Origin of the sequence: Xanthomonas vasicola (genome assembly GCF_000772705.2) — a bacterium.
Lineage (GTDB): Bacteria > Pseudomonadota > Gammaproteobacteria > Xanthomonadales > Xanthomonadaceae > Xanthomonas > Xanthomonas vasicola.
Genome location: NZ_JSBW02000042.1, coordinates 1 through 15434, shown reverse-complemented (window position 1 = coordinate 15434; position 15434 = coordinate 1). Strand labels below are relative to the sequence as shown.

Sequence of the window (15434 nt, the reverse complement as noted above, 5' to 3'; positions counted from 1 at the left end):
CATCAGCGTGGCGGCGCCAGCAGTTCGCGCGCGCTCAGGTAACCATCGCCATTGGCATCCTGCCGCGCGAAACGCCCGATCAAGGTGGCGCGATGCGCCGCGCGGGTGATCGGCTTGCCGCGACGGCCGGGCAGTTCATCGCCTTGCAGCACGCCATCGTGATTGGTATCGCGCTGGTCGAAGGCATAACTCATCCAGGCCAGATACTCGTCAAGACTCACCCGTCCATCGCCATCGGTGTCCATGCGTTGCAGATATTGCTGGCTGTCCTGCACCTGGGCATGCGCTGCAACTGCAGACAAGGACGCAAGACATGCGATCAGTCCAGTCCGCACGATCACGCCGCACGCGCCGCGTGCACGCACCACGGCGCGCCTGCCACCCGCGTTACGCACCACTTAACGCATACCCTTTGAGCCGTGCCGCATATGCCTGCAAGGCTGCATTGCCGCTGGCTTCGGCCTCGTGGCACCACTGCTGCAACTGCCTGAGCCGTTCGGAGGCATCGTGGCTGCGCGCTTCCAGCACGGCCGTCAGCCGCGCACGGTACTCGACAAGCGTGCGCATGCGCGGACGCTGCGCCACCCACGTCTGCAACTGCGCACGTGCCTGCGGCTTGAGCCAGCGCCCGTCGTCGACCAGGCCCTTGCGCAGGCGGCGCGGCAGCAACTCGCGCAGCTTGGCGCCGGTGGCGGCCGCTTCTTCGCACAGCGCCGGCTTGAGCACGTTGCGCTGATAGTCGGTCATGGCCTGGAAGCGGTGCGACAACAGCGCCTTGAGCGTGTCGGCATCGGGCACGGCGATATTGGGGCGGATATCCAGCGACGGTGCCACCCGCAACACCTTGGCAAGGCCGATTGCCTGCAGGCCACGAATCACGACCCAACCGATATCCAGCTCCCAACGCCGCATCGAAAAGCGTGCCGAACTCGGGAAGGCATGATGGTTGTTGTGCAGTTCTTCGCCGCCGATCCACAGCGCCCACGGCGTAAGGTTGGTGGAGGTGTCGGCCGATTCGAAATTGCGGTAGCCCCACCAGTGACCGAGGCCGTTGACCACACCGGCCGCCCAGAACGGAATCCACGCCATCTGGATCGCCCACAACGCAATGCCCGGCAACCCGAACAACAAGGAATTGATCACCAGCAAGGCGATCGGGCCGGCGTTGGCATGCGGGGTGTACAGATGCCGCTCGATCCAGTCGGTCGGCGCACCCTTGCCGTACTGCTCGATATCGGCGCGCTGCGTGCGTGCCTCGCGGTACAACTCCACGCCGCGCCAGAACACCTGCGAAATGCCCTTGGTCTGCGGGCTATGCGGGTCTTCCTCGGTCTCGACCTTGGCGTGATGCTTGCGATGGATCGCTACCCACTCGCGGGTGATCATCGAGGTGGTTAACCATGTCCAGAAGCGGAAGAAATGCGCAATGACCGGATGGAAATCCACACCGCGATGCGCCTGGCTGCGATGCAGGTACAAGGTCACCGCAAAGATGGTGAGCTGGGTGAACACCAGCAGCACTGCCAGCATGCCCCACACCCCCAGCCCCGCAACGCCTGACGTCAAAAAGTCGATGATCGGTTCGGACAACATCGGCATCTCCACAGCAGCGCTCTCGGGGTGATGCAGACATGATGGGGGCGATCGCGGCAAACTTCACCCTCCGGATGCGTAGAGTTGCACCTACATTTCTAAAGCGGTTCACACGTTCCCTCCCCATTGCGCCTGATGTCGCCCGTATGACTGTTGCTACCGAGAATGCTGCCGATTCCGCTGCCGTTGCGAACGCCACCCCATTGATCGAACTCGACCAAGCCAGTGTGATGCGCGGCCAGGTCCGTGTTCTGCATGCGCTGCGTCTACGCATCGCGCTGGGGCAGCACACTGCGATCCTGGGCCCCAACGGCTGCGGTAAATCGTCCTTCATCAAATTGATCACGCGCGAGCTGTACCCGCTGGCGCGTGCCGATGGCCAGCCGGCCGTGAAAGTGCTGGGACAAACGCGCTGGCAGGTGGATCGTCTGCGCTCGCAATTGGGCATCGTCACCGGCGATCTGAGCGTCAATCTGGCCGACATGCCCGGGCTGGATGTGGAAAGTGCGGTGCTGTCGGGCTTCTTCGCCAGCTACGTGGTGCCGCCACATCGCGAGATCAGCGACGACATGCGTGCACGCGCGCGCGAAGCGCTGACGCTGGCGCGCGCATTGCCGCTAGTGGACCGGCAATTTGCCGAGTTGTCGGCCGGCGAAACCCGACGGGTGCTGATTGCGCGTGCGCTGGTCAATCGCCCGCAGGCGCTGCTATTGGACGAGCCGTCCACCGGGTTGGATCTGGTCGCGCGCCAGCACCTGCTCAACACGATGCGGCATCTCGCCCAACAAGGCATCACGCTGGTGCTGGTGACCCATCACATCGAAGAAATCGTGCCGGAGATCGCGCGGGTGATCCTGCTGCGCGCCGGCAAGGTGGTGGCTGATGGCACGCGCGATGCGCTGCTCACCGATGCCAGCCTGTCGGCGGTGTTCGACGGCCCAGTGCGAGTGCAGCGCGATGGCGAGCGTTATTGGGCGACGGTGGGCGACTAAGGGCAGCCCCACCCGCAGCGCGCACAGGCCGCGTCCTTGCACGCGTTGCTCGCCGACGCTCGGCATCGCGACGGCGAAGCGCTCCGGACGGGCCGCAACCACGTCCCAACCACGCACTTCAGACATGACCTTGGACAAGGGACGCATCTGCCGCGGTTGCGCTTAGACTCGCCGCACACACAGACAGGAGTCGTCCGATGGCGCAGTGGTATTTCCATACTCCCGGACAGGCCGAGCGTATCGGCCCGCTCGACGATGCCAACGCCCGCGCGCATGCGCAGCGCCAGCCCAATGCGCTGGCCTGGCGCGATGGGCTCGATGGCTGGACCCCGGCCCGTCAGCTGGCCGAGCTGCATGGCAGCAGCAGCGCGCCGCCACCGCTGACCGGTGCGGCCGGGCGCGCCGATGAGATCGACTACCGCATCGTCGGCAACGACATGCAGTTCGTCGAAGTCGAGCTGGACCCGGGTGAAAGCGCCATCGCCGAGGCCGGTGCACTCATGTACAAGGACGCCGCGGTGCAAATGGACACCGTGTTCGGCGATGATTCGCATGCCGGCCAGAGCGGCGGCGGCGGGCTGATGGGCAAGTTGCTGTCGGCCGGCAAACGCGTGGTCACCGGCGAAAGCATGTTCACCACCGTGTTCACGCACGCCGGCAGCGGCAAGGCCAAGGTCGCGTTCGCCGCGCCCTACCCGGGCACGGTGCTGGCGCTGCGTTTGTCTGAACATGGGGGCCAGCTAATCTGCCAGAAAGACAGCTTTTTGGCCGGCGCCCGCGGCGTGTCGCTGGGCATCGCGTTCCAGCGCAAGATCCTCACCGGCCTGTTCGGCGGCGAGGGTTTCATTATGCAGAACTCGAAGGCGACGGCTGGGTGTTCGTGCATGCAGGTGGCACGGTCGTCGAACGCGAGTTGGGCCCCGGCGAGCGCATCGACGTGGACACCGGCTGCGTGGTCGCCTACCACGCCGGCGTGGACATGGACGTGCGCCGTGTCGCCGGCCTGAAGAGCATGCTCTTCGGCGGCGAAGGCATGTTCCTGGCCACCCTCACCGGCCCGGGCAAGGTCTGGCTGCAATCGCTGCCGTTCTCGCGCATGGCCGGCCGCATGTTGCAGGCCGCCCCGCAAGCCGGTGGCCAACAGCGCGGCGAAGGCTCGGTGCTGGGCGGACTGGGCCGCTTGCTGGATGGCGATAACAACTTCTGACCACCATCCCGGCGCGGCCGCACCGAGATCAGGACGGCGGCGGAATCACGTTCATCACCGCCAGTGTCATCGCTTCCACGCCGGTCCGGATGCTTGGCTGCGGCACCGGCGCGAAGTCCGGCGAATGGTTCACCGGAATGCGCTCGCCCGTTTGCCGGGCCTGCTGCAGCCACTGCGGATCGAGTCCACCGATGCCGAAGTAGAACGACGGCACGCCGGCAGCGACGAAGGCCGAATAGTCTTCGCTGGCGGCACTCGGTTCGCGCTGGCGCTCCGCGTCGACCCCGAACGCCTGCGCGAACACCGCCCCGGTACGCTCGGCCAGCGCTGCATCGTTGATCACCGCCCTGGACCCGCGCTCGCCCAGGGCGATCTGCGGCGCCGGCGCGCCGGCCATCTGCGCGCTGGCCAGCGCGGTACGTCGCACGCCGTCGAGCAGCTTGTCGCGCACCTGGGGGTCCTGGCTGCGGATGGTGCCGCGCAGCTGCGCGCGGTCGGGGATGACGTTGCCGGCAGTGCCGGCATTGAATGCCCCAATGCTGACCACGCCAAACGCAGCCGGGTCTTTTTCGCGACTGATCACGCTCTGCACGTCGACCACGAAACGTGCGGCGATCAGGATCGGATCGATCGTCGCGGCGGGCATCGCGCCGTGCCCGCCCTTGCCTTGGAACACCACCTCCAGCGCATCGGAGTTGGAAGTCACCGCCCCGGCCTTGTAGAACACATGGCCGTAGGCGTCCGGGCCGACATGCAGCGCAAAGCCGTAGTCCGGCTTGCCGAACCGGGCAAACAGGCCATCGTCAAGCATCGCCTGCGCACCGCGGCCCTTTTCCTCCGCCGGTTGGGCGATGAACATCAGCGTGCCGCGCCATTGTGCGCGCAGCTGCACCAAGGTTGCGGCCGTCCCGACCCAGGCCGCCATGTGAATGTCGTGACCGCAGGTATGCGCCACATAGGTATCGCGTTCCCTGGACTGCAGATGGACGTCGCTGGCATACGCCAGCCCCGTGGTTTCGCGCATCGGCAACGCATCCAGTTCAGTACGTACCATGATCGTGGGGCCGGGGCCATTTTGGTACATCGCCACCAGCCCGGTCCGGCCAATGCCCGTGCTGACCTGAAACCCCAGCGCGCGCATTTCCTTGGCCAGCCGTTGCGCAGTCGCGGTTTCCTCGAAGCCGAGTTCGGGATGCTGGTGTACGGTCCGGTATAGGGCCTCCCACCGTGGATAGTCTCGATCCAGAATGCCATCGACCTGCCGCTTGACCGCTACCGCGTCCAGCGCATGACAGGGCGATGCGGCTACCAGCAGGAACAGCGCCAGTGCACGCAGCGGAAACCGCGCCGATACGTGATTGAAGATGATGCTTCTGCAAACTGTGGGGTTGGCCGAGTTCATGCCGTACGCTATCAACACAAGGACGCCCGATACCATCATGACAGGCGAGGTGTGCGCGCAGCGCGCAATATCTGCGCATCGACGCCCCGCCGCCCGCCGCCGATGCAGACGGCGGCCAGGGCTGCGGCGTGTATGCTGCGCCGCTGTCCACATCGCGCCCTGTGCACGCTCGCCATGACCGCCTTTCCTAGTAAGTGTGTCCTGTTGTCCCTGTCACTGGCCTGGCTGCTCAGCGCCTGCGGGGGCGAGCCGCGCTCGGCGACACCGGCGCCGGTGGTGCAGGCGCCTTCGGCCGCAGCCCCCAAGCCCATCAAGATCGGCGTCGCGCTCGGTGGCGGTGCGGCCAAGGGCTTTGCGCATATCGGGGTGATCAAGATGCTCGAGGCCAACGGCTTCGCACCGGTGGTGGTGTCCGGCACCAGCGCCGGCAGCGTGGTGGGCGCGTTGTATGCAAGCGGCATGGATGCGTTCGAAATGCAAGAAAAGGCCGTCGCGCTCGACCAGACCAGCATCCGCGATGTGCGGCTGTTTTCCGGTGGGCTGGTGCAGGGCCAGAAACTGCAGGACTACGTCAACGAACAGCTGGGCGGCAAGCCGATCGAAAAACTGCGCAAGCCGTTCGCGGCGGTCGCCACGCGGCTGGAAGATGGCGAACGCACCGTATTCGTGCGCGGCAATGCCGGCCAGGCGGTGCGCGCGTCCAGCAGCATCCCGGGCGTATTCGAGCCGGTGACCATCGGCCACTATCACTTCGTCGATGGCGGCGTGGTCAGCCCGGTGCCGGTGGATGCGGCGCGCCAGTTGGGTGCCGAATTCGTGGTGGCGGTGGATATTTCCAGCAAAGCCAGCGGCAAGAATCCGGGCGACCTGCTGGGCACGGTGAACCAGTCGATTTCGATCATGGGCCAGCGCCTGGGCGAGGCCGAACTCAAACGTGCCGATGTGGTCGTTCGCCCGAAGGTCAACGAGATCGGCTCGGCCGATTTCAACCAGCGTGCGGCGGCAATCCTGGAAGGCGAGCGCGCTGCAATGGCGGTGATGCCGCAGATTCGCGCCAAGATCGCGCAGCTGCAGGCGGCGCGCAGCAGCGCCACACGGACCGCCGCCGACCAGGCGAAAGCGGCAAAGCAGCAGGCTTACGAGCGCTGCCTGGAACAACGTTCGCGTTGGGAAAAATTGCGCGGCAAGGAAGAGGCCTGCGTAGCACCGTGATGCGGCTGCGGTGCGAGGCGATGCGCAGTTGATGCGGGTGCCGCACAAGTTCATGCGGAGCTGAGCGGGCGTGGGGCACCTGTTTCGAGACGCGCGCATTCAAACCAGATGCGTAGAGCGACTGCGTTGTTGATGCCTTGTGTTGATGCACTGAGGGTGGCCGGACAAGGTCGCGGCCGGGGCCGCTCCTACCGGGGCGGGGGTCTTTGGGTGTATCGGCGACGTCGGCACGGCCAGCGCCGCTCTTGTAGGAGCGGCTCTGGCCGCGATGCCGTCCCGGTTACCACACCGCACACATCGCACTGCAATGCGTGTCGCGTGTGAATTGGCAGAGTCAGTGCAACTAGGCAAAGAGGATGCAACTCTCAGTAGCCCCTGCTGGTCAGCGGTGCCTGCAGGGCGCCGTGCGTAGCCTAGCGGCCACACCAAGTCGGCGTCGACTCTCGAGCGCCCGTACTAGCCTGGTACAGGGGTGGCGACGCTGGCGACCTGCAGCTGCAACCCGGGTGCAGTACGGCCGACGCGGGGGGCCACGCACTCCCTGCGCCGCTCGAGCGGGGCCGCCCAGCACCGGGTCGCCTACGTCTTCTCTGACGTACATCCCCCGATCAGGCGGCCCGCAGCCGCGCCAGCAGCGACGTACTGGCGTAACCGTCCTGCGGCAATTGCTGGCTACGCTGGAATGCACGGATTCCCTGGCGAGTTTGCGCCCCCAGCACACCGTCGATGCCGCCCACGTCGAATCCCTTATCGGTCAGTCTCTGCTGCAGCTCGGTGATCTGGGCCGTGCTATTGAGCGGCGGATCGTCTTTAGGCCAGGGTTGCTCGACCCCGGCCCTGCCCGCATAGCCATCTGCCAGCAAGCCGACCGCCAGGGCATAGGCGGTGGAATTGTTGTAGCGCAGAATGCTGCGGAAGTTATCGAACACCAGGAAGGCCGGGCCGCGGTATCCGGTGGGCAATAACACCGATGCCTGCTGCTGCGCCAGTGCGGGTGCAATCGGCTTGCGGGACGCCACGCCCAGGCGCTGCCATTCGGCGACGGTCTTCTTGATCGTCAGGTCGGCCTGCGCGTAGTCGAAGCCGGCTGGCAGATGGACTTCCTGGCCCCAGGGAACAGCGCTGGTCCAATTGTTCTGCTTGAGATAATTCGCCGCAGAGCCCAACGCGTCCGCCTTGGAATTCCAGACATCCCGCTTCTGGTCGCCATCCTCGTCGACGGCGTAGTCGCGATAGGTGCTCGGAATGAATTGCGTCTGTCCCATGGCGCCGGCCCACGAACCCACCAGTTGTGAGCGAGCAATGCTTTTTTCCGTCTGCAGGATTTGCAGGGCCGCAAGCAGCTGCGTGTTGCCATATGTGGTGCGCCGCCCCTCATGCGCCAATGTCGCCAGCGAGCGAATGACATAAAAGTCCCCGATCTGCGTGCCGTACCCGCTTTCCATGCTCCAGATGGCGGTCAGAATGCCCGGATCCACACCATAGTGCTGCCGCAACTTCTCGAAGAGGGCGTGCTGGCTGATCAGCAGCTGCTGTCCTTCCTGGATGGCGGAAGGTGTAACACGCGCGTCGAGATAGTCCCATAGATAGCTGGTGAATTCGGGTTGCTGTTGATCAAGTTTCTGCACCGATGGATCGGGTGTGACACCAGCGAATGCATTATCCAGCGTGGTGGCTTCAATGCCGGCGGCAAGCGCACGCTGGCGGAAGTCGGCCAGCCACTGTTCGAAGCTCGCAGTGGGTGCGGAATCCTGCTGTTGCCCACCGGCGTCGGTTACGGAGGATGCGGTTGTTTCGGGAGCGATGGCTTGCGCTGCTACGCTAGTTGCGGCCACACAGACGCTGACACCAAGCGTTAAACGCAAAAGGCGCGAAGGCATGATCATGAGATACCCGAGGTGGTGGTTGAGCGGCCACTCTAGTCCTCCTGTTCCCAGGATATAATTATTGCAGCTATGCATTTTTGACCGCGAGGGGAAGGCAGGATTCGCCCGGTAAAAAATAGCCGATTGCGTCCTAACGCGTTGTCGCCGTAAGAATTCTCCGGGAGGAGTCGATCGGCACGCTCGCATTGGCATTGCGAGCAGGGTGCCAGCGTCGACCGCTCAGGTGCGGCTTGGCCGTCCCAACGCCCCGCCACACGTAGCTGTTAGCTCTCGCAGCCCATCCGGTGCTCTGAGCGTCATGCGCGAAACCCTTCTCGCAGCAGCGAAGCCCAGATGGCCCGATGCGTAGCTGCAGCGCCAAATCAGAAACTCCCGCATCCCGCCTACCCGCGTATATCGACAATCAGAGCGTCATCTCGCATCCGCCTAGAGACGCTATGAACGACTACGGTTCTTATCGCTACCTGCCTGCCGATGGTTGGTACGCCATCTATCCACAAGCTGCCGAGGCCGATGAGCCACGCGTCTTCCAGCGCGTGGCGCTATGGCGGGTGGCCCCGCATGGAACGATCGTTGGCCTGATCTCTTCGCCCGACAATAGCCAGGACGAGAGCGAATCGCAGCTTCTGAGCGCACCACGCGGTCTAGGCGTCCACTACATCCACATTGATGATCTGACGGCAGACGAACGCGAGCAGATCCGCCGCAGACGTCTCAGTTGATCGCCTTTGCGAGGTCTGGGTACACCGTCATCGTACAAAACGTTGATCGGCGCGCTGCTACGCGTCGCCGGCGACTGGCGCAAGCACAAGAAAGCTCCGCGTGAAGCGGGGCGTTGGAACGACTGCAACGGCACAAAGACTCTGCCAATTGTCATCGCTCGGCGCCATGCCTCACTCAGGCGCCTGCATCGCCATCGACCTCAGTAACGCCAACGTAGCGACACGCTGACAAAACGCGGTTCGCCGTAGTTCTGATAATCCAGATTCGCCCAATAGGTTTTATCGAACGCATTGCGCACCGCAAGCGATGCGGTCCACTGCGCACTGATGCGGTAGTTGGCATTGAAATGCACCAGCGCATACGGGTTCTGCACCACGGTGACCGGCGTGGTGGCGCCGCTGCCGTCACCGGTGGGGCGTTCGATATTGAAGCCGCGCACCGCGCTCTGCCAGCTCACGCCGCCGCCGATGCTCAACCGGTCCCATGCGCCCGGCAGGCGCCACTGGGTGGAAAGCTGCAGGTAGTCTTCGGGCAGATTAGCGTAGATCGCATCGGTCGGCGCGCGCGTCACCTTGACGTGGGTGTAGCCGGCGTTGATGGTCCAACCGGGCAGCACCTCGCCATTGAAGTCCACTTCCCAGCCGCGGCTCTTGGTGCCGTCCACGCCGATGTACGCCGAGCTGCCATCCGGTAGCGAGGCCTCCGGCTGGGTCATGTCGCGCACTGCGTAGTTGTCCTGCTTGGCCTCGAACACGGCGGCGGTGGCCATCGCATAACCATCGAACAACTGCGCCTTGATGCCGGCTTCCAGGTTGGAGCCGTCCACCGGTGCAAGCAGGTTGTTGTCCTTGTCGCGGTAATTCTGCGGGTTGAAGATTTCGGTGTAGCTGGCGTAAACCGACACATCCGGCACGATGTCGTAGACCAGCCCCACGTACGGGGTGACTTCGTCGCTCACTTCATAGCGGCCACTGGTGCCGGTGTACGTGCCGCTGGCATCGAAAGCCTGGGTGCGCGTTTCCCACGAACTCAGTCGCGCGCCGGCAATCAACGACAGCGGGTCGGCCAGCCGAAAGCGTGTGGATGCATACACACCGCGCTGGGTCGTGCGTGCCTCGCCACGCGCGCCGGTGCGCGTATACGTCACTTCGGACGCATCGCCATTCCAGTTGCGGATGTTGGGAATGAAATAGCAGCGCTCGGGCGGGCCAAACGCATTGGGGCAGCTCGCCCAATCGGCAGGATAGCGCTGCGCCACGCTATACGTGGTCGATTGCAGGTCTTGCCAGCTGCCGCCGATCACCACATCTTGCTGGTGGCCGAACAGCGCAAACCCGCCGGAGAGATACACGTCGACGCTGTCGCGCGTGTCCTGCGTTTGGCCGGCGCCGGTGCGTAGAAACACCCCGCTGCCATCGGCGGCCGGGTAACCGGTGCCGTACACGCGCAAGCTCTGCACCGTGCCCTTGGTGTGGGCAGTATTGACGCGCAGTAACCAGTCCTCGCCAATGCGTTGTTCCAGGTTGGCGAACGCGGTGCTGGTCTCGCGCTGCCAGCGCGTCCATTCCGGCGCCATGTTGGTCGAGCGCGACAGGTTGGCGTAGGAGCCGTCTGCAGCGAAGAACGGCACCGTGCCCCAGGTCGAACCCACCGGGGTGTTGTCCTGGCGCTGGTAGCCCACGGTGAGCGTGCTGCTCTCGGTCAGGTCGCCTTCCAGCACCGCCATGCCCGACATTTTGTTGTCGTGGTAGCGGTCGTAGTAGTAATCGCGGTCCTGCCAGGCGGCCACCACGCGGCTGCGAAAACGCCCGTCTTCGGTCAGCGGCGCGTTGACATCGGCCTGCATGCGGCGGAAGTCCCAGGTGCCCGCGCTCACTGCAAACGAGGCGTCGAAGTCCTTGCCGGGGCGCTTGCGCAACAGGTTGACCGTGGCCGAGGGAATGCCCGCACCGCTGAGCAGGCCATTGGCACCACGGATCACTTCGATGCGGTCGTAGAAGACCGTGTCGTATTCCTGATTGGTGGCGCCGCTGTAGGTCGGCAAGCCATCGACCTGGAAATCGGTGATCTGGAAGCCACGCGCGAAATACAACGGCCGCTGGGTGTCGTAGAACGACACGTTGACGCCTGTGACGTGACGCATCACATCGTCGATGCTGAAAAGCGATTGCTCTTCCAACCGCTGCAACCCAATCACGCTGACCGACTGCGGCGTTTCCTGCAGGGTCAGCGGCAAGCGCGTGGTGGTGGCCGGTTGCGCGCGGCTCACCGTACCGTTGACGCTGACTTGATCGAGCGTCTTGGCGTTGGTCGCATCGGCGACCTCGTCGGCGTACGCGGTGGAAGCCAAGGTCGACAGCGCGCATAGCAGCGCGGCAGACAACAGGCCAAGGGGAGCGATGGCAGCAGACATGGGGGGTTCTCGTCGATCGCTGCGGACGCAACGCGTCACGCAACAGGGAAAGGCACAGGCACACGCGGGCGTCCACTCGAACCGACTGGCTGACCCTGCAGGGGCTGGCGATGCGACACGAACGACATGGCCGGACGCGGCCAAGATGTGAGTTAAATGTAAATCGTTATCGTTTGCGGGGCAAGCAACCGGACATTTCTTGCATGCCAGCGAGAAGTCGCACCACATGCGGCGGCTGCCTGCAGCGTTGCATCACCCGCGCAAGGCAATGCGTCTTCAGCCCTTCGGCCCGCTTATGCCAGATGCGACAGCGGCAGACCTTCCGGCGCTTTCACCGTGCGCAACACGAAGCTGGAATTCACATCCGACACACCAGTGGCATTGAGCAGGCGATCGAGCAGAAACCGCGAGAAATGTTCGAGGTCGCGCACCTGCACCTGCAGCAGATAATCCATGTCGCCGGTGAGCGCCCAACACGCCACCACCTCATCCCAGCCGCGCACGCCTTCGGCAAAATGTTCGATATCGGCCTGGCCGTGCTGCTCCAGCTGCACACGCACGAAAGCCTGCAAGCCAAGCCCCAGCGCGCGGGCATCCAGGCGCGCGCCATAGCCGGCGATGATGCCGGCAGCCTCCAACCGCTGGGTACGTCGCAGGCATGCAGATGCAGACAGATTGACCTGCACGGCCAGCTCGGCATTGCTCGTGCGCCCCTGGTTCTGCAGCAAGGCAAGCAAGCGCAAATCGGTGCGGTCCAGAGCGATGGGCTGATCCATATGTTGCGCAGCAGCAGGCGATGACGCACGAATCTTGCGCTATTACGGCCGCGCCACACAAGATTCGCAATCCCGTTGCGCACACATCCGGCTAAGGTGAGCGCTGATCATCGGAAGTGCCGCCGCATGAATACCGCCCCGCAACGCGTTGAAAACCAACTCACCGATAAAGGCTATGTGCCGGTCTACACCACCGCCGTGGTGGAGCAGCCGTGGGAAAGCTACAGCGCCGACGATCACGCCACGTGGGGCACCTTGTATCGGCGCCAGCGCGAGTTGCTGGTCGGTCGCGCCTGCGACGAATTCCTGCAGGCGCAGGACGCGATGGGCATGGGCCAGACGCACATTCCGCGCTTCGATGCGCTTAACGAGGTGTTGCAAGCCGCCACCGGCTGGACCCTGGTCGGCGTGCAGGGCCTGCTGCCGGAGCTGGATTTTTTCGATCACCTGGCCAACAAGCGCTTCCCGGTGACGTGGTGGATCCGCCGCCCCGATCAGATCGATTACATCGCCGAACCGGACCTGTTCCATGACCTGTTCGGGCACGTGCCGTTGTTGATGAATCCGCTGTTTGCCAACTTCATGCAGGCCTATGGTCGCGGCGGGGTCAAGGCGCACGGCATCGGCCCGGATGCGCTGCAGAACCTCACCCGGTTGTACTGGTACACGGTGGAATTCGGCTTGATCGACACGCCGCACGGCCTGCGCATCTATGGCGCGGGCATCGTATCGTCCAAGGGCGAATCGCTGCATTCGCTGGAATCGGCAGCACCGAACCGCGTCGGGTTCGACCTGCAACGCATCATGCGCACGCGTTACCGCATCGACAGCTTCCAGAAGACCTATTTCGTCATCGACAGCTTTGCGCAGCTGATGGAGGCCACCGCGCCGGACTTCACGCCGATTTATGCCGATCTTGCGCAACAGACGCAGGTGCCGGCCGGCGATGTGCTGCCGACCGATCGGGTGATCCAGCGTGGCAGCGGCGAGGGGTGGAGCCGTGACGGCGACGTGTGAGGCAACTGTATGGAATAACGCACCGCCGGCCGCTGCGAGCTGCAACGCCGCGCGGTGGTGAAGCTGCGATGTGACGTACGCCTACTCGACACCGTTGCCAACGCAGACTAAGGTCAAACCTCCCCACACCGCCTTGGCTCAATGGACCTGACGCATCTGCGCATCCGGCGCTTGGAGCTGGACGACACCCGCCTGCTGTTCACCCTGGCCAACGGCATCCGCATCGACGAGCCCATCCAGGCGCATCGGTTATTGCTCAAGGCATCGCAGCCGCAGCGCGCGCAGTGGCAGATCACCGAAGACGGCTTCGGGGTGAATTGGCCCGCAGTAGCGCCGCCCACCCCGGAAGGCCTGCTCAACATGCCCGAGCTGCTGTGGCGACGCCGCAGCGCGCGGGCGCTGGCAAAACTCACCAGCCTGCGCGGACGTCTGGACGCGTTATCGCCTGGCGAACGCGAACTGGTGGCGTTGGCGCGCCTGGACGCAGACATGCGCGAGAGCGACTACGCGCGCTATTTCGACCGCTGGGATGCCGCCACCCGCGAGGATGCGGTGCGGGGGCTGGCCGCGATGGGCGCGGCACAACTGCGCCAAGCCATCGAAGGCCTGGGCGCCGTGTTCGAGCGACTGGAAGAAGATCCCAACCTGCTCAGCATCGAAGACATTCTCGATGCCATGAACGAAACCGACCGCCAGCGCGTGGATGGCTGGGAAGAGGTTTACTACCGCCGCTCGGGCGAACTGGCGCGCCTGGGGTTGACGCATTACGGGGTGGATAAAGCCTGACGCTGTTGAAACGCTTGCAGCTGTTTGCTCCCGGCCGCGGCGACGACTGCCGCAATACGGTACTCATACGAACGGCCACGCTTCGCCGATCCACCGGCGCGCTAATCTGCAAATGGAAGCAGGTCACTGCAGTCAGGCCGTTCCGAGTGACAGAGCGGCGCGCATGAAAGATATGGCGTCGCCTCATTACAGCTGCGCCGTATGAGGCGCGACGGTTACTTGGATGCGGTATATGCCAGCAACAGCACCAGCGGCTCTTCGCCGGTTTGCTGCAAGGCATGCGTGCTGCCCGGCCGCGTCAACAATGCATCGCCGGCGGCGACATCGTATTGCTTGCCGTCCAGCGCGTATAAACCGCGCCCACTGACGATGTAATAGATCTCATCCTTGTTGTGCAGGTGCAGGCCGATGCCGGCGCCTTTGTGCAGCACGCGTTTGCGCAGCACGAATTTCAACCCAGGTGCGTCGGCGAAGAACGGATACGCCGTGGTTGGGCCGGCGCCGCCATGCGGGCCGGGTTGTTCGCGGGCGAGATCGCGCTCGTGCACCATCAGCGAGGGATGCGCCTGTGCAGCGCGTTGGGCGCCGATGTCGGGCGCGACACCGCAATCGGCGTCGCGACGCAGCTGCGGTTTGAGCGCTGGCTGCAGCTGCACCCAGCCGTGCACCACCAGGCAGGCGATGGCGGTGGCGCCGGCGCGGCTGAAGTGAGTGCCGTCGGCCTTGCCTTGGTCGGGCACGAACAGGAAATAGTCGCCCCTGAAAAACCCCAACCACCCAACGACCGCAAGGCCTTGATGTCTGCACCGGCGTGCTAAAACTACCAGTGTTCGCTACGCTGAAGGCTGGTTTCTTGCAATTTCCGCCCATGCGTACACGCCGTCCTGCTGCCGAAGACAGACCCGCCGACGAGTTGTTCCGTTCGCGTCTGGAGAATCAGATCGATCTGCAGCATCCGCTGGCGCAGCTGAGCCAACGGATGCCGTGGACGGCGTTGGAGCAAGCACTTTCATCGCGCTTGCCGGCCACCCCGGCCGGTGGCGGTCGGCCGGCATTGCCGGTGCGGCTGATCGCTGGTTTGCTCTACCTCAAGCACGCCTACGACCTGTCCGATGAAGCGGTGTGCGAGCGTTGGCTGGAAAATCCGTACTGGCAGTTTTTCACTGGCGAGGTCGTGTTCCAGACGCGCTTGCCGTGCGATGCCAGCTCGCTGACGCGTTGGCGGCAGCGGCTTGGCGAAGCGGGGATGGAAGAGTTGCTGGCGCACACCATCAACGCCGCGCATGCCATGCAGGCGGTGGACGCACGCGAGTTGTCGCGGGTGATCGTGGATACCACGGTGCAGGAAAAGGCGATCGCTTATCCGACCGACAGCCGTCTGCTGGAGGTGGCCCGCAAGAAGCTGGTGCTGCTGGCCAAGCGGCATG

At 64.3% G+C, this 15434-nt stretch carries 12 protein-coding genes and 2 pseudogenes; 7 read left to right on the top strand and 7 right to left on the bottom strand.

The genetic code is table 11. The features are described 5' to 3' along the window. Positions 1-2: 2 nt before the first annotated feature. Positions 3-341, bottom strand: a complete 339-nt coding sequence (locus NX05_RS11845) for an EF-hand domain-containing protein (RefSeq protein WP_104607716.1) — start codon at positions 339-341, stop codon at positions 3-5. Between the two features lie 46 nt (positions 342-387). Next, positions 388-1593, bottom strand: coding sequence for a DesA family fatty acid desaturase (locus NX05_RS11840; RefSeq protein WP_039432215.1), 1206 nt, complete (start codon positions 1591-1593; stop codon positions 388-390). A gap of 146 nt (positions 1594-1739) precedes the next feature. On the opposite strand from NX05_RS11840, the gene NX05_RS11835 reads away from it, so the two are divergent. Next, positions 1740-2585 (top strand): ABC transporter ATP-binding protein, encoded by an 846-nt coding sequence (locus NX05_RS11835; RefSeq protein WP_010379810.1) that lies wholly within the window; start codon positions 1740-1742, stop codon positions 2583-2585. Between the two features lie 197 nt (positions 2586-2782). Then, positions 2783-3792, top strand: a pseudogene (locus NX05_RS11830) (TIGR00266 family protein). A gap of 28 nt (positions 3793-3820) precedes the next feature. On the opposite strand, the gene NX05_RS11825 reads toward NX05_RS11830, so the two are convergent. Next, positions 3821-5233: an amidohydrolase gene (locus tag NX05_RS11825; RefSeq protein WP_039432113.1), complete on the bottom strand. Its 1413-nt coding sequence runs from the start codon at positions 5231-5233 to the stop codon at positions 3821-3823. Between the two features lie 135 nt (positions 5234-5368). On the opposite strand from NX05_RS11825, the gene NX05_RS11820 reads away from it, so the two are divergent. After that, the gene (locus NX05_RS11820) at positions 5369-6406 is read left to right on the top strand and encodes a patatin-like phospholipase family protein (RefSeq protein WP_039432214.1); all 1038 of its coding nucleotides are present in this window, start codon (positions 5369-5371) and stop codon (positions 6404-6406) included. 608 nt (positions 6407-7014) lie between these two features. On the opposite strand, the gene NX05_RS11815 is transcribed toward NX05_RS11820, so the two are convergent. Further along, entirely contained in the window at positions 7015-8292 is a 1278-nt protein-coding gene (locus NX05_RS11815) for a lytic murein transglycosylase (RefSeq protein ID WP_010379807.1), read from the bottom strand. Between the two features lie 437 nt (positions 8293-8729). Between NX05_RS11815 and NX05_RS11810 the strand changes: the two genes are divergently transcribed. Beyond that, positions 8730-9014, top strand: coding sequence for a hypothetical protein (locus NX05_RS11810; RefSeq protein ID WP_010370755.1), 285 nt, complete (start codon positions 8730-8732; stop codon positions 9012-9014). Between the two features lie 200 nt (positions 9015-9214). Here NX05_RS11810 and NX05_RS11805 read toward each other — a convergent pair whose 3' ends face one another. Beyond that, positions 9215-11428, bottom strand: a complete 2214-nt coding sequence (locus NX05_RS11805; protein ID WP_039432111.1) for a TonB-dependent siderophore receptor — start codon at positions 11426-11428, stop codon at positions 9215-9217. Between the two features lie 293 nt (positions 11429-11721). After that, positions 11722-12204, bottom strand: coding sequence for an Lrp/AsnC family transcriptional regulator (locus tag NX05_RS11800; RefSeq protein WP_039432109.1), 483 nt, complete (start codon positions 12202-12204; stop codon positions 11722-11724). A 126-nt stretch (positions 12205-12330) separates the two neighbouring features. Here NX05_RS11800 and phhA point away from each other — a divergent pair, with 126 nt between their 5' ends. Continuing rightward, positions 12331-13221, top strand: a complete 891-nt coding sequence (gene phhA / locus NX05_RS11795; RefSeq protein WP_010370761.1) for a phenylalanine 4-monooxygenase — start codon at positions 12331-12333, stop codon at positions 13219-13221. A gap of 141 nt (positions 13222-13362) precedes the next feature. Further along, entirely contained in the window at positions 13363-14007 is a 645-nt protein-coding gene (locus NX05_RS11790) for a DMP19 family protein (RefSeq protein WP_039432107.1), read from the top strand. Between the two features lie 215 nt (positions 14008-14222). On the opposite strand, the pseudogene NX05_RS11785 reads toward NX05_RS11790, so the two are convergent. Next, positions 14223-14759, bottom strand: a pseudogene (locus NX05_RS11785) (cupin domain-containing protein); the annotation flags it as partial. A gap of 116 nt (positions 14760-14875) precedes the next feature. Here NX05_RS11785 and NX05_RS11780 point away from each other — a divergent pair. Beyond that, positions 14876-15434, top strand: a 559-nt coding sequence (locus tag NX05_RS11780; RefSeq protein ID WP_162231351.1) for a transposase, incomplete at its 3' end; no start/stop codon positions are given.